This is a genomic window from Kitasatospora sp. HUAS MG31, assembly GCF_040571325.1.
GTDB lineage: Bacteria > Actinomycetota > Actinomycetes > Streptomycetales > Streptomycetaceae > Kitasatospora > Kitasatospora camelliae.
In genome coordinates, this window is the sequence record NZ_CP159873.1 from 1 (window position 1) to 17,443 (window position 17,443).

General features: G+C 70.2%; 14 protein-coding genes and 2 pseudogenes. 8 read left to right on the forward strand and 8 right to left on the reverse strand.

What is annotated here, in order from left to right; all coding sequences use genetic code 11:
* The 4 genes and pseudogenes from ABWK59_RS35475 to ABWK59_RS35490 all read right to left on the reverse strand — a co-directional run.
* Positions 1–498, reverse strand: a pseudogene (locus tag ABWK59_RS35475) (AarF/UbiB family protein); the annotation flags it as partial.
* Positions 499–1,834: 1,336 nt separating this feature from the next.
* Positions 1,835–2,974 (reverse strand): hypothetical protein, encoded by a 1,140-nt coding sequence (locus ABWK59_RS35480; protein WP_354645210.1) that lies wholly within the window; start codon positions 2,972–2,974, stop codon positions 1,835–1,837.
* Between the two features lie 37 nt (positions 2,975–3,011).
* Complete coding sequence (locus tag ABWK59_RS35485; RefSeq protein WP_354645211.1) at positions 3,012–3,797, reverse strand: ATP-binding protein; 786 nt, start codon at positions 3,795–3,797, stop codon at positions 3,012–3,014.
* A gap of 100 nt (positions 3,798–3,897) precedes the next feature.
* Complete coding sequence (locus tag ABWK59_RS35490; RefSeq protein ID WP_420492972.1) at positions 3,898–5,520, reverse strand: Mu transposase C-terminal domain-containing protein; 1,623 nt, start codon at positions 5,518–5,520, stop codon at positions 3,898–3,900.
* Positions 5,521–5,936: 416 nt separating this feature from the next.
* Between ABWK59_RS35490 and ABWK59_RS35495 the strand changes: the two genes are divergently transcribed.
* From ABWK59_RS35495 to ABWK59_RS35525, 6 genes are all read left to right on the forward strand, one after another.
* Positions 5,937–7,451: a hypothetical protein gene (locus ABWK59_RS35495; protein ID WP_354645372.1), complete on the forward strand. Its 1,515-nt coding sequence runs from the start codon at positions 5,937–5,939 to the stop codon at positions 7,449–7,451.
* A 103-nt stretch (positions 7,452–7,554) separates the two neighbouring features.
* Positions 7,555–7,938, forward strand: coding sequence for a ribosomal protein L7/L12 (locus ABWK59_RS35500; protein WP_354645213.1), 384 nt, complete (start codon positions 7,555–7,557; stop codon positions 7,936–7,938).
* A gap of 253 nt (positions 7,939–8,191) precedes the next feature.
* Positions 8,192–8,380, forward strand: coding sequence for a hypothetical protein (locus ABWK59_RS35505; RefSeq protein WP_354645214.1), 189 nt, complete (start codon positions 8,192–8,194; stop codon positions 8,378–8,380).
* Between the two features lie 52 nt (positions 8,381–8,432).
* Positions 8,433–9,496, forward strand: a protein-coding gene (locus ABWK59_RS36690) for an IS630 family transposase (protein WP_420492851.1) whose coding sequence is annotated in 2 segments (ribosomal slippage) — positions 8,433–8,880 and positions 8,880–9,496 — 1,065 coding nt in all. Because the reading frame shifts where the segments join, the coding sequence is not laid out codon by codon here.
* A 220-nt stretch (positions 9,497–9,716) separates the two neighbouring features.
* Complete coding sequence (locus tag ABWK59_RS35520; protein WP_354645215.1) at positions 9,717–12,209, forward strand: DEAD/DEAH box helicase; 2,493 nt, start codon at positions 9,717–9,719, stop codon at positions 12,207–12,209.
* Positions 12,210–12,376: 167 nt separating this feature from the next.
* On the forward strand, positions 12,377–13,411 hold the full coding sequence (locus ABWK59_RS35525; RefSeq protein WP_354645216.1) for an IS630 family transposase: 1,035 nt from the start codon (positions 12,377–12,379) through the stop codon (positions 13,409–13,411).
* Between the two features lie 20 nt (positions 13,412–13,431).
* Here the strand turns inward: ABWK59_RS35525 and ABWK59_RS36695 are convergent.
* A protein-coding gene (locus tag ABWK59_RS36695) for an IS630 family transposase (protein WP_420492965.1) occupies positions 13,432–14,495 on the reverse strand; the annotation gives its coding sequence in 2 pieces (ribosomal slippage) (positions 13,432–14,048 and positions 14,048–14,495; 1,065 coding nt in all).
* A 113-nt stretch (positions 14,496–14,608) separates the two neighbouring features.
* Between ABWK59_RS36695 and ABWK59_RS35540 the strand changes: the two genes are divergently transcribed.
* A complete protein-coding gene (locus ABWK59_RS35540; RefSeq protein WP_354645219.1) occupies positions 14,609–15,172 on the forward strand; it encodes a hypothetical protein in 564 nt (187 codons plus the stop codon).
* A 363-nt stretch (positions 15,173–15,535) separates the two neighbouring features.
* Positions 15,536–15,967: a hypothetical protein gene (locus ABWK59_RS35545; RefSeq protein ID WP_354645220.1), complete on the forward strand. Its 432-nt coding sequence runs from the start codon at positions 15,536–15,538 to the stop codon at positions 15,965–15,967.
* A gap of 36 nt (positions 15,968–16,003) precedes the next feature.
* Here the strand turns inward: ABWK59_RS35545 and ABWK59_RS35550 are convergent, their stop codons facing one another.
* The 3 genes and pseudogenes from ABWK59_RS35550 to ABWK59_RS35560 all read right to left on the reverse strand — a co-directional run.
* On the reverse strand, positions 16,004–16,126 hold the full coding sequence (locus ABWK59_RS35550; RefSeq protein WP_354645221.1) for a hypothetical protein: 123 nt from the start codon (positions 16,124–16,126) through the stop codon (positions 16,004–16,006).
* 350 nt (positions 16,127–16,476) lie between these two features.
* Positions 16,477–16,758: a hypothetical protein gene (locus tag ABWK59_RS35555; protein WP_354645222.1), complete on the reverse strand. Its 282-nt coding sequence runs from the start codon at positions 16,756–16,758 to the stop codon at positions 16,477–16,479.
* Between the two features lie 167 nt (positions 16,759–16,925).
* Positions 16,926–17,264 (reverse strand): annotated as a pseudogene (locus tag ABWK59_RS35560) (replication-relaxation family protein); the annotation flags it as partial.
* Positions 17,265–17,443: the final 179 nt, after the last annotated feature.

The window sequence follows — 17,443 nt, forward strand, 5'->3', positions numbered from 1 at the left end:
TCGAGGGCTTCACGAAGCCCCTCCTCGCGCAGCATCTCCAGCACCCCGGCGGCGTCCCCGGCCAGGGCCATCCGCAGCGAGTCGCCGATCGGCAGCGGCAGGCCGCCGGGCAGCCGGTCGACGGCGCCGAAGTCCACGCCGAGCCGCCAGCCCTCCGCCGGGCCGTCGTCCTTGAGCAGCCGGAAGCGCCCGGGTGCGGGTCGGCGTGCAGCAGACCCGTCTCGACGTAGCCCGCGAACAGGAAGCGGGCCAGCAGCTGCCCCGCGCGGTCCCGCTCCTCGCGGGTGCCGCGGGCGATCACCTCGGCCAGCGGGGTGCCGCCCATCCACTCGGTGACCAGGACCCGGTCGGCCTGGGCGATCACCTCGCGGACCCGGATGTCCGGGTCGTCGGCGAACTCCTCGGCGTGCCGGCGCTGCGCCTCGGCCTCCAGCTCGTAGTCCAGCTCCTCGGCCACCTGCCCCGCAGCTCGGTGATCAGCGGCTTGACGTCCAGCCCGGCCGGCTACGCCGGGTAACCACGGGCCTTCGGCCCGGGTTGCTTGCGCCTTCGGCGCTGCGCGGCGGCTTCGCCGCCGGTACTGCCCGCTCCTTCGGAGCGGGGGCCTCGGGGCTTCGCCCCAAGGCTGGCCCGCGCTTCGCGCGGCCTGGGGCCGGCTGCGCCGCCGGACCGGGCTACGCCCGATCAGAAAGGGGTGACGGTGGTGCGTGGGCTTGGGTGCTGGTGGGTCAACTCCGCGCTTCGCTGCGGAGTTGGCGGGGTGTGGGGGTGAGGCCTTCGTTCGGCCCGGGTTGCTTGCGCCTTCGGCGCTGCGCGGCGGCTTCGCCGCCGGTACTGCCCGCTCCTTCGGAGCGGGGCCTCGGGGCTTCGCCCTGGGGCGCGCTGCGCGCGAGCGGAGGCGGTTGCGCCGGCGGGTCGGGCTACGCCCGATCCGGGAAGAGGGGTGCTTCGCCCCCTTGGTGGCGGGTCAGCTCACCTGCTGTGCTCTGGGGCTGAGGTGATATGGGGCGTTAGGCCTTCAGCCTTCGGTGGGTTGGGGGTGGGGTTCGGGCTTCGCCCGGGCTGACTGCGGCGGTGGATGGTCGTCGGCGTCAAGCACTTTGGGCCTTGATGGGTGGTGAGGTGACGTGTCGTCACATGAGGGCTGGGGTCACTCATGGAGGCGTGGAGGGGCAGGCTTCGCCCCCGTCTGTGCATCAAAAATAGGAGCCCGATAGATTCTGGGAAATTAGACAGGTTCCGGGGGTGCAGAAATTGCACGGACATAAAGCCCTGTGGGGCTCCTTAGACGGCATCAGAAAGGCCTGTCGGTAGCGCGGTCATCTCACATTTTCCGGGAGCAGCAGGGGCTGAGGGTGAAAGGGATTGCCGAGCGAAGATGGCGGGAGCAATGGCGGCGAAATTCGCGTGGCTGGCCACCATGCGCCCCGCCGGACTCCGAACCGGCGGGGCCGGCCTTCGGCTGCGGCGGTGGGGCGGCGGATGGATCCGGCGGGGTCTGGGCTCTCGCATGGCTGGAAGCCCAGCACGACCTGCGGAAGGGGCAGTCAACCCACCGTCGGCCAGGCGCAGCGGAGCAGGCGCGGCTGTTGAGAAGCTGCGGTGCGTTTGACGTGCCCGTACGTCGCCAGGGTTTCGCTGAAAGCCGCACCCGGATGACGCGGCCCAAGCGGCAGCGCTCGGCGCTGCCCCTTTTCGGCGGCAGTAGCGCGATCCTGCTGCTCGCCCTACGACAGCGGGATGCAGCTTCGCACGCGCGGCTGGATGCCCCAGATTGACGCATGGTGCACGGGAGGGGCGGCGGTCGGGTGTTTTGGGTGTGCTTGCCCAGTGGTTACTTGCGCCGGATGGGATGTGGTGGTCGGGGGCAGCCGTGGGTGATCTCGTGGAACGCCCAGGGGTAGTGGTAGTGGGCGTTGCTGATCGGCCATTGGGGTTTGGCGGATTCGGCGGATGGCGTGCGGGTACGGGATTTGCTCCGTGGTGTGGGTGGTTGTGGTGGGCGGAGTTTGCAGGCCTCGGCGAGGGCGGTCAGGTCCAGGTGGCCGCCTTGGTAGGGGTCGCTGAAGAGGGGGCGGCCGGCGGCGTTCGCGAGAGCGGCAAGGTGGGGAGCGGCGCGGAGCAGCGGGCTGGCCCAGGGCGGGACTGGGTGGGTCAGGCAGCCGAAGCGCAGGTTGTCGGGGTCGTGGAGGGTGACGGTGGTGCCGTCGATGGCGGCATCGCGTGGGTGGGCGGTCATCAGTTGGGTGTCGGAGGCGGCGGTGAACACTGCAGTGGCCAGCGCGGCGGCCAGGTGGGGATGGGCGGTGGCGGTGTGGAGGCGGTGGGCGACTTCGGCGGTGGTGGTCGGCTGCATCGCGGGCGGGTGGTAGCGCCGCTCGGCGGCCAGGGGCGGGGTGCAGTAGCAGGGGCGCTGGGAGCCGTCCAGGGCGCGCAGAGTCGTCAGGGCCGGGAGGTCGAGCCAGCGGCCTTCCAGAGGACGCCGAGTACGAGGATGGGGCAGGTCATTGGCGGTGGAGTCTGGCAGGAGGGCTGCGGCCTCGACGAGGCGGTGGTCGGCAGCGCGCAGGGCCTTCTGGAGTGCCGGGGTGGGGCGTGAACGGTGGCAGACCAGGTGCAGGCGCACGCCGGTGCGCGAGCGCAGAGCCAGCAGCTCCGCCACGCGGGGTGTGGTCAGGAGGTGGGCACGCAGGACGGTCAAGTGGGTGATGGAGGTGGCGAGGATCCAGGCGGCGGCCATCGCCCAGCACCGTTCACCGTCGCCCGTACGGGTCCCGGTGGTGGGAAGAGGCTTGCCCAGGGCGGCGATGATGTCCAGGGCCAGGGCCACCCCGGAGTCGGTCGCGGGAGTGGGGTGGACGGTGATCCGGCCGTGGTGGGCCTGGTGGCCGGCAAGGGCGGCGCGGATGTGGTGCGGGTCGTCGTGCGGGTCCAGGACGAGGATGACCGGAGGCGGGTCGGGGCAGATGAGCATGGTCAGGCCCTCGGGCGGTGGCGGCGTGGGCGGGCGGTCATGCGCCCGTGCCCAGGCGGTCGTAGACCTGGCGTAGGAGGTGCTCGTCGAGGTGGGTGCGGCCTTGGGCGGCGAGGCCGTCGGCGGCGTGTTTGGTGATGCGGGCCCAGGCGCGGAAGTTGCCGTGGGCGGCCTGCTTGTCGACCAGGGCGATCAGGTCCGCATCGACGCCGTCCCACAGGGGATGGAAGGCCGGGATGGCGGCGAGGACCTCGGGCAGGGTGAGCGGCAGGGCCTGCTGCCAGATGTAGACGCGGGAGGCGAGCATCGGCTCACGGCGCAGGACCTTGGCACAGCCGTCGCCGCCGGCGAAGACGACGGCGATGTCGGTGGCCGGGTCGTCCCACAGATAGCGCCAGTACTCGAAGCACTCCCGCGACAGCCACTGGGCCTCGTCACAGACCAGGACGTGGAAGGAGCGGGCGAGGGCGTCCTTGAGGACGGTGTCGAACTCGATCGGCCGCCCTGGTGGCTCACCCGGCAGGGCCAGGGCGCGGAACAGTTCGTGGCGGATGTCGCGCGGCGTGGGGCGGGAACGGAACGCGACCCGGTAGGTGTGGCGGGGCGCGAGGTGGCGCAGCGCGGCGTTGACGGACAGCGACTTGCCGTTGCCGGCGGCACCGGAGAGGACCATCATCGCCCTGGCGTCGAGGGTGGCGGCGATGTTGTCCTGGGTGGTGCGCAGCGCCTCGGTGGCCACGACGCGGGCACCGGTCAGGTTGAGGTAGTGGTCGGCGCGCTCCGGGGGCAGCATGCCGGGACGTACGGCGGGCGCGGTGGTCATAGTTCTCCTACCTGGACGTGAGGCTGTCGGGTTCGGTGGAGGCCGTCGTAGTGGTGAGTTCGGGTGCTCGCCGTGTCCAGGGCGGGGCATTCGGGCTCGGTCACTGTGGCGGGTCGGTTTCGGCGGATGGTGGGGGCTGTTGGCTGGAGGGCTCGCGGCGGGGCATGGCAGCAGGTCGGGGTAGGACCCATCCGTCCGGGACCGGGGCGTGCGGGAGCAGCCCGGGCAGGGCCAGCGCCCGCAGGTCCCGGCTGCCGGCCGCCGCCAGTTCCTCCTCCGCTTCCGCCGCGGTCAGTGCCTGGAGCGGTTCGGGGGTTCGGGCAGTGGTGACAGCCGCGAACCGCTCGGTGCGCAGTCGTTCGGCGGCGGCCAGCGCCTTCTTCAACCGGCGCTGCTCAGCCGATCTGGTGCGGCGCACGGCGGCCCGTTGCTCGTCGGAGGCGGCGTCGGACAAGTGGGCGGCGCCCAGGTGGGTGCCGGTGACGGCGTCGACGACCTCGATCTCGTGGGCGTGGTGGGGCAGGTACCGGATGCGGACCTTGATCCCGTCGTCGGCCAGACCCTGCATCCAGTTACCGACGTAGTACCGGCCCCGCCAGTACACGCCGCTGCTGGTGAGCGTGCGGGCGGTGCCGTCGTCCTCCATCGTGAATGCCCACAGCTGCCCCGGCGTCGGGTCCTCGATCGGTGTGGGGTCCTCCAGCCACGCCTGCACAGGTGTGCGGCCGGCCAGGGCCGCCGAGGTGTGCTCGGTGTTCCACCAGTGCACCCAGTCCAGCAGCAGCTGAACGAACGCGGTGAACGTCAGCGGCGCCGTGTCGTCCTTGGCCCGGTCGCGGCGGCGGACGGAGGCGGTAGGGGCGTGGGTGTAGCGGGGCAACGAGGCGAAGAACATCCGCTCGGCGCACCGGTTGAGGTTCTCCACCGTGCCCTTCAGGTGCGGGGTGTAGGCGGGCAGGTCGTGCACGGGGACGGCGAAGGCGCCGAGCGCGGAGGCGACGGTGCGGGAGAGGAAGTCCTTGCCGCGGTCGATCCGTACCAGAGCGGGCAGGCTGCCGACCGGTCCGTAGGGGCCGTCGGGTTCATCGCGGGCGATCGCGGTGCGCAGCGCCGCGAGGATCGCGTCCCGGGAGGGGGTGTGCGGGGTGATCGCGAGGCCGGTGACGGCGTTCGTGGCGCAGTCGATGAACCAGGTCACCCAGGGGCACACGAGCTGGCCGTGCAGGTCGACCTCGACCGGGACGTGCTTGTGGTCGCCTTCCCAGCAGGCGTTACGCCACTGGCGGGGGCGGCGCAGGTGCACGTCGTGGCCGCGCCGGGCCCGCTCCCCGCCCACCAAGGCGGCGCGCTGGCCCGGGTTCAGGTCCCGGCGGATCGCCCGGTGGAGCGTTGCCAGCGACGGCACCGCCAGTGGCGCGGCCTCGCCCGTGTCGGCGTGCCCGCCGTCGTCGTTGCTTCCTGTGGTCCCGGCAGCGGCTCGGGCCTCGGCAAGGAGCTCGCGGTGGACCGCGGCAGCATTCCCGCACCACAGGACGAGCCGGGCGTGCAGCTGCGGGGTGACCGTGAAACGCTCCCGCTGCCTCGCGCCGGTCCTTCCCTCGGTACGCGCCGCGGCCAGCCAGCGCCACACCGTGCGCAGCGACACCCCTACCGCGTCCGCGACCAGCCGCACGTGGCCGGTCGTCAGCTCGCCCCGCGCGTCCAGGGCCAGGAGGCGGTCCAGCGCCTGCTGCCGCGCCAACGCCACCGGCACCACCGGCCCCGCGCCGGTTGGTCCGTCCTCCTCCGGCATGAGCACCACCTCCACTCCCCCGACGCCGCAAGAACCCGTGCCCTCCGGTACAGGCGTCGTGACACCAGGAAGCCGCAGTCCGCACCTAGATGACAGCGCAATCGGCATTCCGCTGACACCACAGCGGGGTGTGCGGTACACGCACGGTTTGGCCGCAGCAGCGGGCAGCGCGGTTGGGCGGCACGCGCGCGGCCTGGTGCGGTTCGAGACGGAAGGCTGGCCACTTTCACTTGAGCAGGACCCGTCCGGCGGGTGCCGCGCTTGGCCACTTTCGGATGCTGGTACGGCCGGTGCCAACGCTGAAATTCGCCAGCCTTTCGATCATGTGTCGGGCAGGATGCTGCCCTGTGAATCACGTCCTGCACGGGCTGGCCGCCAACCCGGCCCTGCCCTCCGAACTGGTCGACCGGCTGATCGCAGTGGCGGACCCCGATCTTGCCGAGGCCCTGGCCTGCCGCCCGGACCTCAACCGTGCACAGATGACGGCGCTGGCCTCCCGCTTCGAGGAGGCCGCAGTGCGGCTCGCGTACGAGGGCCGGCTCAGCGCCACCGACGTCGACCCCGCCGTACGGCCGCGCGCCGCGCTCGCCCTGCTCGAAGAAGGCACCGGAGCGCCGGAGTGGGCGCGGCTGTTCGCCACCGACCCCCTCGTGGAACGCCGGGAGAAGCTGGCCTCCTGCCCCGGCCTGCCGCCGGACGTGGCGGCGGCGCTCGCCGCGGACCCGGAGGTTCGAGTCGTCGCGGAACTCGCACTGTGGGCAACGACGCCAGACCTCGCCGCCCGGCTCGCACAGCACCCGCACACCGAGGTCCGCCGCGCAGCGGCGGCCAACGAGGCAACCCCGCCAGCCGTGCTGGCGGGGTTGCTAACCGGCGAAGGCCTGCCCGCGGCTCGGTCCTGCCTGGTCTGCGACCGCGAGACGATCCCTTTCGTCCACGACCCGCACTGCTCGCGGCCCGACTGCGAGCTGCCGCCGGGAGCCGCCTGCGACGGCTCCCACGAGTCCGCCGTGCACGACATCCAGCAGACGGCCCTGCGCAACCCGGCCACCCCCGCAGCCGCAGCCGCGCTCTTCGCCGACCACCCTTCGGTGCTGTTGCGCCAGGAACTGGCTGCTCGCCCCGACCTGCCAGCACAGGTGTACGCGCGGCTCGCCGAGGACCCCGTCCCCTGGGTGAGGGCCCAGCTCGCGGACAATCCCGCGATCGACGAAGCCCTGATCCGCACCCTGGCCACCGACCGCGGCCACGACGTCCAACGCCGGCTCGCGCACCACCCTCGCCTGCCGCTCGACGTCCTCGCCCACCTCGCCAGTGCCACCCGGCTCGGCTCACCCCTGCTACCGCGCATCACCGCGGCCTGTCCGGCCGAGGTCGAAGAGCTGGCCACCTCACCCGATGCGACCGTGCGGATGCTCCTCGCCCAGCGCCGCGACCTGCCAGCCGAAATCCGCGACACGCTGGCCCGCGACACCGACGCCAAAGTGGTCAAGGCCATCGCACCGCAACCAGGACTCTCCGAAACCCAGCTGCGGGCGATGGTCGAACGGCACGGCGCGCGAGCCGTCGCGAAGGTGGCCGCCAATCCCGACGTGACACCCGCCCTGCTGGAACACCTCGCCCGGCACCAGCCGCCGGTGCAGAAGGCGTTCCGCGAAATCGCCCGCCACCACCACGCGACGGCCCCGGCCCTGCTCGCCTGCCTGACCGACCGACAGGCCAGGCCCATCGCCGCCGGCCATCCGGCTCTACCACCTGCGGTCATCGTCGAACTGCTCGCCGACGACAACTGGCAGGTAGTGGAAGCAGCCGCCGCCAACCCGTCACTGCCGCCGGCATCGATGCTGGAACTGGTGCCCTGACCGGCCAGGCCGGCGCCCCTGGCCGAGCGAAAACCCATGGCCTGACAGCCTGCCAGGACGATTGACTGGCACCGGGCACAACACCGACCGACGAGGGGGATCCGTGGAGGACCCGGATTTCACAGTCCTGCTGACCGGCGACTCCCCTCACGACCCGACGGCCCTCAAAGCGGTCTGCACGGTCACCGGGCTGGGCCTGTGGCGCAGCCGGCAGCTGTTGGACAGCGCGCCCGCCACCGTCAGGTCGGACATGCCGTTCGACATCGCCGCCCGCACGGCGCAGCACCTGCGCCAGGCCGGCGTACCAACCGTGATCCGGTGCGGCTGGTGCCAGCGCACCCTGTCCGGCGAAACGTCGGTCGACCCCGGCCCATGCGCATCGCCGTACTGGCCCACCGCTCACTGCCAGGCCAACTCCATGACCAGCTGTGATTGCGAGTTCTGCGCCGTGTATGGTCCCCTGCCCGGGCACACCGTCAGCTCCTGAACCCCGTGTCGACGACCGCGAGCCCAGAGCCTGGTTGGAAACCATGAACACAGGCCCAACACCACCCGACACTGAGCTGGCTGCCCGCTTAGGGATCTGCATCAAGATGTCACTGCGCGAAGTCTCCTGATGTCACTACACATGCGCACCCCGATGACACCCCGCGCTCCCCCGCCCCATACGCCACCGTCAGCAGAAGCTGGTGACACCGGCTGATCCCCAGTGACAACAAACCGCAGATTCGCACCTAAAAATGCACCCGCCGATCGCTCGGAAATCGGCTCTGGAGAACGCGGAGGAAAACGTGGTGAACGGCGGGGATGGCCTGGTCGACGCACCCGTTGGTGACGGGGCCTCTGCGGGAGACGTCGCGGGGCTGACGGCCGAACAGGAGGCGGAGCTGGACGTGCTGGAGGCCCGGATACTGAACTTGATTGAGTGATGTCGGAGCGGTTCGCCTGACAGTGATCGGTGTGCTCCGGTAGCCCTGGACCGTGAGATACGCACAGGGCGGCGGCTTGACCGACGCTGGGAGGGCCGCGCGGGAGCGGATCCGGCTGCAGGCCGTGGAACGCTTCGAAGACGGGCAGAAGAACCGAGAGATCGCTGCCGCGTTGCGGGTCAGCGAGCGGTCCGTGGAGCGGTGGCGGCGCCAGTGGCGCGAGCGCGGCGAGGCCGGGGTGCGGTCGAAGGGATCGCCGGGGCGTCCGAGGCTCAGTGAAGCGCAAATCGCCAGGCTGGCACGGGAGTTGGAGCGCGGACCGCTGGTCCATGGCTGGGCCGACCAGCGGTGGACACTGGCACGTATCAAGACGCTGATCGGTCGCTTGTTCCACGTGAGCTACACGGTGGAGGGCACCTGGCGGCTGCTGAGGCGGCACGGCTGGTCCTGGCAGCAGCCGGCCCGGCGGGCGATCGAGCGCGACGACCAGGCGGTCGAGGTCTGGAAGAAGGAGACCTGGCCGCTGGTAAAAGCACCGCGGCGGAGCGCGACGCCTGGGTGGTCTTCGAGGACGAAGCCGGGCAGTCGATGACGCCGCCGCGCGCGAGAAGCTGGGGCCGCAAGGGCATTACGCCGGTGGTCCGGGTACGTGGCCGAGGCTCGGGCCGGGTGTCCATCGCCGGTCTGACCTGCTACAAAACCGGGAAGCGTTCCCGGATGTTCTACTCGATTCGCGAGTACCGGGGCCGCAAGGGTGAGCCGAAGGGGATCGGCTGGCGCGACCTGCGTGACCTGCTGGTCAGGGCACACATCCAGCTTGGCGGCCCGATCGTGCTGGTCTGGGACAACCTCCGCATGCACCTGGTCGAGCCACTGCGTGAGTTCTTCTCCGCCCACGCCGACTGGATCACCGTCTTCCAACTTCCGAACTACTCACCTGACTTGAACCCGCAGGAGGGCATCTGGTCGCTGGTCAAGCGCGACATCGGCAACCTCGCCGCGGCCAACCTCGGCCAGATCACCCGCGCCGTAAAGCGCAGGCTCAAGCAGATCCAGTACCGCCCGGACTTGGTCGATGGCTGCCTGGACGGCACCGGCTTGATCATGGACGGCTGACCGACATCACGAATTCAAGTTCAGTAGTGGCCCTGATGCTGTTGATCCGCACCCAGGCGCGGGGCTCCCGGCACTGGGGCGCGGCGTGGACTGACCTGCGCAAGGCCAGGCTCCAGTGGGATCGCGTCCTGGGGTTCGCTGAATAGCTGGACCGTTCAAAAAGGCTCGGTTCTGGTTCATCTCTGCGTCGCACAATTTCCGGGGAAGTGAAATCGCCGTCATGATGAAAAAGCTGCGTCCGCACCAGGAAGAGGCGTGCGATTCGGCAGTACGACTTCTGACGCTGCCCGCGTCCGGTCTGGTGCCGCCGGAGGGGCTGCGGTGCCAGATCCGCGCGGCGACGGGCTCGGGCAAGTCGCTGACAGCCGTGCACGTCGCCGCGCGGCTCCACGCCGAGCGGACGCTGGTGATCGTGCCCTCACTGCCGCTGCTGGAGCAGACGGTGGAGGTCTGGCAGCGGGAGGGACGCGGCGGCCGGATGGTCGGGCTCTGCTCGCTGACGGGCAACGAACAGCCGGTGGGCCTTCGCTGCACCACCGATCCGGCCGAGCTGGTGCGCTGGACGGCCGGGCCTGGCAAGGTGACGGTGTTCGCCACCTACGCGAGCCTGGGCCTGGGGCACCTGGAGAAGGCGCACCAGGCCGGGCTTCCGGCGTGGTCGCTGGCGGTGGTGGACGAGGCGCACCGGGTGTCGGGGCAGGCGGGACGGCCGTGGGCGGCGATCCTGGACAACGCCCGGATCCCGTGTGACCGCAGGTTGTTCATGACGGCCACCCCTCGCCTGTGGGCGGTCAAGGAGACGGATCAGCTGCGGGCCGCGGCGGCCGGGATCGAGTCCGCCGAGCTGATCGCGTCCATGGACGACGAGGCCCTGTTCGGACCCGTCGCCCACGACTACCCGCTTGGGACCGCAATCTCGGACGGGGTGATCGCCCCGTACCGCATCGTCTGTGTGGACGTCTCCGATCCCGTCCTGCAGGGCCTGGAGCAGCACGGTGCGCACGAGATGTCGGTCGAGTACCGGGGCGCCCGCCTGGCGGCCCTGCAAACCGCTCTACTGACCGCCTGCGCCGAGTGGGACCTGTCGCGGGTGCTGTCCTTCCACCACATGGTCGCCGAGGCCCGGGCGCTGAGCACCGGCCTCCGGGACGTCGCCCGGGTGTTGTGGGAGCAGGACCCGGCGTTGCACCCGGCGCCGGAGCTGGTCGGGACGACGTGGCTGGAGGCCGAGCACACGTCGGCCGAGCGGCGGGCCGTGCTGGGCACGTTCGCGTCGCTGGTCCGGGAGGACGGGTGGCGGCTGCTGCGCTATGTCCTGGCCTCGGTCAAGGTCTTGTCGGAGGGCGTGGACACCTTCGACTGCGACGCGGTGTTCTTCGCCGACGTCCGCGGATCCATGGTCGACCTGGTCCAGGCCGTCGGCCGGGCACTGCGGATGCACCCCGGCAGCGGGAAGATCGCCACCATCGTCGTGCCCGTCCTCCTCGGCGCCGGGGAGGACGGCGACCAGCTGCTCACCTCCCGGGCCTACGACGGGCTGAGCAAGCTCCTCATGGCCCTACGGGCCCATGACGCGGCCGCCGTCGAACGCCTGGCCCTCCCCCAGTCCGAGACCCGACCCCCTCGCGAGCCGAAGCACGCCGGGGAGCCCGAGGAGTTCCGCTCCGCCGGCGACCAGGCGCAGCTTCTGCAGTTCTCCACCCAGCGGGATCCGGCGGTGATCGCGGCGTTCATCCGTACCCGGGTGCTGGAGCCGGAGCGGACCGAGTTCCGGCGGGGCCTGGAGGAGCTGCGCGCCTACCGGGAGGCGTTCGGCGACGTGAAGGTGCCGTACGCCTACCGGGCGCCGTCCGGGCACCGGCTCGGGGTGTGGGTCGCCGACCAGCGCCGCTACAAGGCCGCCGACGTCCTCGACCCGGAGCGCATCAAGGAGCTCGACGGGCTCGGCATGGTGTGGTCGGCGTTCGACACCGCCTTCACCGACAACATCACCGCGGTCGCCGGATACGCCGCCGAGCACGGACACCTCTGCCCGCCGAACGAAGCGGTGTGGGGCGGTCGTCCGGTCGGGACCATCATGAAGAACCTCCGCACCGCCCAGCGGCGCACCGAAGCGCTCCAGCGCCGCGCCGAGGCCGGGGAGACCGGCCTGGACTGGACGGGGGCGCTGAGCGCCGACCGCAAGGCCGCCCTGGACGAGATCGACCCGGCGTGGTGCCCGGCCTGGTCGGTGGAGTGGCAGCGGTGCTTCGCCCTCGCCTGGCGGCACGTGAAGGAGGGCGGGACGCTGGCGGGTGCCGAGCCGGGCAGCGTCATCGTCCAGGGCGAAGACCTCGCCGGGTGGGGCCGCGCACAGCAGGTCGGCTGGGACAAACTCGCCCCCGCCCAGCAGTGGCTGTGTGAGCACGTCCTCGGGCTGGAGCCGCTGGCCGCCGAGCAGAAGCCGGCCGCCAAGGTGAGCCACGCGGCAAAGGAGCAGCGGAACCTCGCCGCCGCCGCCCAGTACCGGGCCCGGGAGGGCCACCTGAACGTCCCCCGCAAACACAAAGAGCCCCTCGTCCTGGATGACGGCACCGACGAGGGCACCGTGGTGGAGATCAGCCTCGGCCTGTTCATCTCGAACAGCCGCAGCCGGCGCGGCGACATCCCCGCCGCCCGCGCCGAACGGCTCACCGAACTCGGCATCCGCTGGCAGCTGAATCGGAACTCGTGATGCCGGTGCCGATTGGCAAAGCATCCGGCTGTAGCGGTTCGTCCCGGTCTCAGCGTGCACATCAGCCAACTTTAGTGGTGCACTCCCGCGCCTCCTTGAGTTGCATAAGCCACGCGCCTAGCGTTATTGATCCGAAACGGTAGGGGTTCTGGATCGTTGAACATCGCGTGAGTGAACTGGTGGGGGATGCGCGGCACTTGTCGCCGTCGGCGCAGGAGGCGTTGCGGCTGCGGGCGGTGGCCGCGTTGGTGGAGGGCCGGGATCGCGAGGACGTCGCGGCGGTGTTCAAGGTCTCGTTGAAGGCGGTGGACGGCTGGTGGGCGAGGTGGCTGGCCGGCGGTCGTGAGGCGCTGATCGGGCGGCCCCGCGGGCGACGGGTCGGGGAGCATCAGGTGTTGTCCGAGGCAGAGCAGGCGGCGGTGCGGCAGGCCGTGCTCGACCACCAGCCCTGTGAGCTGGGGCTTGTCGGTCAGCTGTGGACGCGTTCCCAGGTGGGTGCGCTGATCGCGAAGCTGTATCGGGTCCGGCTGACCGAGCCGGGGGTGGGCAAGTACCTGCGCCGCTGGGGGCTGTCGTTCCAGCGTCCGGACAAGCGGGCTGTCGAGCAGGATCCCGAGGCGGTGCGTGCCTGGCTGCAGGAAACGTGGCCGGCGATCCGCGCGAAGGCGAAGGCCGAGGGCGCCGAGGTGCTGTTCGCCGACCAGGTCGGCATCCGTTCTGACCAGGTCAGCGGCCGGACCTGGGGCGAGAAGGGCCGGACCCCGATCGTGCGCCGGACCGGGAACCGGTTCTCGGTCAACGCCATGTCCGCGATCAGCACCAAGGGCCGCATGCACTTCATGGTCTTCACTGGCACCTTCGACGCGCAGGTCATGTGCCGCTTCCTCAGCCGGCTCGCCTGCCACTTCGACCGCAAGGTCCACCTCGTCGTGGACCGGCACTCGGCCCACCGCAGCAAGAAGGTCCGCGCCTGGCTGGCCGACCACGCCGACCAGATCGAGCTGCACTTCCTGCCGTCCTACTCGCCCGAGCTGAACCCCGACGAACTGGTCAACGCCGACCTCAAGCGCAGCCTGCCCACGAGCCACCGGGCCCGCAACCAGGCCGAGCTCGCGGCCGAAGCGCGACGCTTCTTCCGCCGCCGCCAGCACCAGCCTCACATCGTCCGCGGCTACTTCCACGGTCCGCACGTGCGCTACTGAACTTGAATTCGTGATGTCGGTCAGCCGTCCATGATCAAGCCGGTGCCGTCCAGGCAGCCATCGACCAAGTCCGGGCGGTACTGGATCTGCTTGAGCCTGCGCTTTACGGCGCGGGTGATCTGGCCGAGGTTGGCCGCGGCGAGGTTGCCGATGTCGCGCTTGACCAGCGACCAGATGCCCTCCTGCGGGTTCAAGTCAGGTGAGTAGTTCGGAAGTTGGAAGACGGTGATCCAGTCGGCGTGGGCGGAGAAGAACTCACGCAGTGGCTCGACCAGGTGCATGCGGAGGTTGTCCCAGACCAGCACGATCGGGCCGCCAAGCTGGATGTGTGCCCTGACCAGCAGGTCACGCAGGTCGCGCCAGCCGATCCCCTTCGGCTCACCCTTGCGGCCCCGGTACTCGCGAATCGAGTAGAACATCCGGGAACGCTTCCCGGTTTTGTAGCAGGTCAGACCGGCGATGGACACCCGGCCCGAGCCTCGGCCACGTACCCGGACCACCGGCGTAATGCCCTTGCGGCCCCAGCTTCTCGCGCGCGGCGGCGTCAACGACTGCCCGGCCTCGTCCTCGAAGACCACCCAGGCGTCGCGCTCCGCCGCGGTTCTCTTACCAACGGCCACATCTCCTTCTTCCAGACCTCGACCGCCTCGTCGTCGCGCTCGATCGCCCGCCGGGCCGGCTGCTGCCAGGACCAGCCGTGCCGCCTCAGCAGCCGCCAGGTGCCCTCCACCGTGTAGCTCACGTGGAACAAGCGACCGATCAGCGTCTTGATACGTGCCAGTGTCCACCGCTGGTCGGCCCAGCCATGGACCAGCGGTCCGCGCTCCAACTCCCGTGCCAGCCTGGCGATTTGCGCTTCACTGAGCCTCGGACGCCCCGGCGATCCCTTCGACCGCACCCCGGCCTCGCCGCGCTCGCGCCACTGGCGCCGCCACCGCTCCACGGACCGCTCGCTGACCCGCAACGCGGCAGCGATCTCTCGGTTCTTCTGCCCGTCTTCGAAGCGTTCCACGGCCTGCAGCCGGATCCGCTCCCGCGCGGCCCTCCCAGCGTCGGTCAAGCCGCCGCCCTGTGCGTATCTCACGGTCCAGGGCTACCGGAGCACACCGATCACTGTCAGGCGAACCGCTCCGACATCACTCAATCAAGTTCAGTACACCCTTGACGAGAACCAATTGAGTTTCTGATCAATAGGGCATGTCTGACCAGAGCACGGCTGCCGCAGCCTTCGCTGCGGCAGCCATCGTCATCACCCCAATTGCCACGGCAGCCGCACAATTTATTCAACGCCGCTGGGCGGTAAACTCCAGGGATAAGGTCAAAGCGGATCTAGAGCTTCTTCAGCAGATGTGGCCCACGGAGGGGAAAGGAGAGCTTTCGGCGCACATCAGATACGAGATTAACCATATCGCCTGGCGCGAGAAAAATGAGAGGCGTAATGTGCGGGGGGCACTGTGGTCCGTCACCCTTGCCTACATTGGCGCCCTTGCCCTCTATGTGGAAATCAATCCAGACTCGGCCAAATGGCTGACCAAATCAACCGCAATTATCGAATACGCAGGCTGGGCGGCAGCCTTCACGTTCATCCCTGCAGGAATGGCCCTATTCGTCTGCTTTATGATTAAGCTCCCCCGAGACGACAGGGGGAGAGTTCTGCTCTATGGGGACAGCGGCAACGAGGAGCGGATGAGGCCTATCCCTGTTCTGATTTGGCCCCGGGCAAGCCTCACCAAGCACACGGGAAGGCGTAATCCAGGTTGAACTCGCCTTGTCTCAGGCGCTGACGGACCTTAATCCCTGCGATGTGACTGGCCTGCGATAGGCGCAACGGTGCGGGCTCACTACCCAGGCGCCCCGGCGCCATAGCATCGGAAGCGGGTGCTGCTTGAGACCACCGAGCAGGGGGCGACCTGTCGCGCCCCGACCGCACACCGAGGTAAGCAGTACCCGCGCAGGTGACAGGTCGCGACAGCCCTCAACGCGACAAGAGGTCGCGACAGCCCCCGCGACAGCCGCGCGGCGGCCGGCACTCATGCGGCACGGCCCTGCAAACCCGGGTGGAGCTTGGCGTGCAGCACCAGCACATCCCACCAGGGAGGACGACGCTGCGGCACGATAGATGCCATGAACTCACATGAGCTCAACGCCATCTGTGACGTTTGCAAGAACCCCATCGCGGATGGCGCGGGCAACGTCTGGATCGACAAAGCTGACCTCTCCCGTGCTGAACGTGGCGTCAAGGAGTGGGAGGACGCACAGCGTGAGGCAGCCCGGGAACGCGACGGAGTCGTCATGTACTCCGCTGATGATCTATTGGCCTATCCGGAGGCGGCCCGGTGGGCGGTAACTCACAGGGCTTGCGACCCGGAACCTGACACGTCGGCGTATTCCTTCGAAGTGCACCGCTGCCGGACCTGGGCCGAGCTGGTCGACTGGACCGCGCACCTGATGGGCAAGACGTGGCTGCAAGTCACGGACTGGAACGTGCTCCTCGAAGAAGCAACCGCAGCGCGCGGGCACCGTATCTCACCGTCTGTGAAACCGAAGATCCGCTGACGCCAGTCTTCCACCGCCCCTCGCCCCACGAGCAAGTCACGTTCGCCGGTCCCGCAGCGGGTAGAGCTTCGCGTGCGGTACCCGCTCCGCCCACCACAGATCGTCCGGGGCTGAGATCAGGGCGGCCACCTGTTCGCGCTTGGCCGGGGCGGGCAACACCAGCGGGCCCAGCTCCTGCGCCTCCCGGTCGCTGACGCACTGCGGGCACTCCAGCCGGTTGGAGCCGGCCTTCTCGGTCAGCTCCAGCTTCGAGCCCTCCTTCCCACCGATCGAGCCCCGACAGGTCCAGCACGGGCGCAGCGGGCGTTGGCCGCGCGGGCTGCCTCCAGTCGTGCCTGGGCCTCGGCCTCCCGCTCCTCCTCGCGCCGCTGTTGCTTTTTCTCGTGGCAGGACCAGCAGAGGCCGCCCGGGCGGCGGGTCCAGGTCTGTCGTCCCTGGGAGCCGCACTCCTCGGAGCTCTCCCGGTAGGGGACGTTCCCGCAGTCGGCGCAGGCCAGCGTCTTCATCCATTACCGGTGCTCCTGGTCGGCCTTCTTCTCCCGGGCCTCTTGGCGCGCGTCGTAGGCCGCGCGGGTGTCCGGGCTCTCTAGCGCCTCCAGCAGGGAGTGCCGGCCGTCTCGGCCGTAGCGCCACCACATCGGGCCGAGCGGGCCGTGCTCGGCCAGCAGGTCCAGGGTGGTGGTAATGACCGGCACCGCGTCGTCGTACTCGCGCCAGCCGTCCCCGTCGTTCTCGTGGGTGCGGATGGTCCACCAGGAGCCACCCCAGGCCTCGCGCGCCAGGTCTGCCACCTTCTGCTGACGGTTGGCCAGGGCGACGGGTCTGGCGTCGGTGACGACCAGGGCGACCGGCGGGTAGCCGGGCCGGGTGTGGCCGGGTGTGGCCGGGCCAGGCCCGGCGCCACCATCACCGTCCGGTCGGCCTGGTCGGCGAGGGCCGGGTCGTTGTCGCGGACCTTGGTGCGGAACAGCTCGCGGTAGGCGGTGAACTTCGCGGCCACCCGCTCCGGTGCCGTGGTGGAGCGGTCGACCTCCACCATCAGCACCGGCACCCCGATCTCCGGGGCAGGCCGCACCGCGTCCGGCCGCACCTTCCGGCGGCCGCCCGGCAGAACGAACTCGACCTCGGTCGCCCAGTCGGTGATGGTGCCGACCCCGCCCGGCGCGCCGTCGGCGGTGCCGCCGAGGACGAAACGCGGCGATCGTCTCGTTGACCGCCACCTTCCCCGAAGCCCTGCGCCCCACCACCTCGGTGCCGGGTGCGGAGAAGCCGGCGGTGCGGCACAGGCACGAGCGATGCGATGCGATGCGGTGCAGCATCGGCGCGACTACCGCACCGACATTTGCAGTGCGGTGCGCCGGCCTTTTGCAGTGCGGGAACCGAACCGGCGGTGCGGTGCGGTGCGCGGGCCGACCACTTGTCCAGGCGAAACGCGCCTCTGTCCAGGGGCAAAGGCGCGCCCCGGTCGACACGGTC

Coding starts and splice junctions, on each gene's coding strand:
- ABWK59_RS35480 (WP_354645210.1), bottom strand. CDS start 2,974: ATGCTCATCTGCCCCGACCCGCCTCCGGTCATCCTCGTCCTGGACCCG.
- ABWK59_RS35485 (WP_354645211.1), bottom strand. CDS start 3,797: ATGACCACCGCGCCCGCCGTACGTCCCGGCATGCTGCCCCCGGAGCGC.
- ABWK59_RS35505 (WP_354645214.1), top strand. CDS start 8,192: ATGCACCCGCCGATCGCTCGGAAATCGGCTCTGGAGAACGCGGAGGAA.
- ABWK59_RS35520 (WP_354645215.1), top strand. CDS start 9,717: ATGATGAAAAAGCTGCGTCCGCACCAGGAAGAGGCGTGCGATTCGGCA.
- ABWK59_RS35540 (WP_354645219.1), top strand. CDS start 14,609: ATGTCTGACCAGAGCACGGCTGCCGCAGCCTTCGCTGCGGCAGCCATC.
- ABWK59_RS35545 (WP_354645220.1), top strand. CDS start 15,536: ATGAACTCACATGAGCTCAACGCCATCTGTGACGTTTGCAAGAACCCC.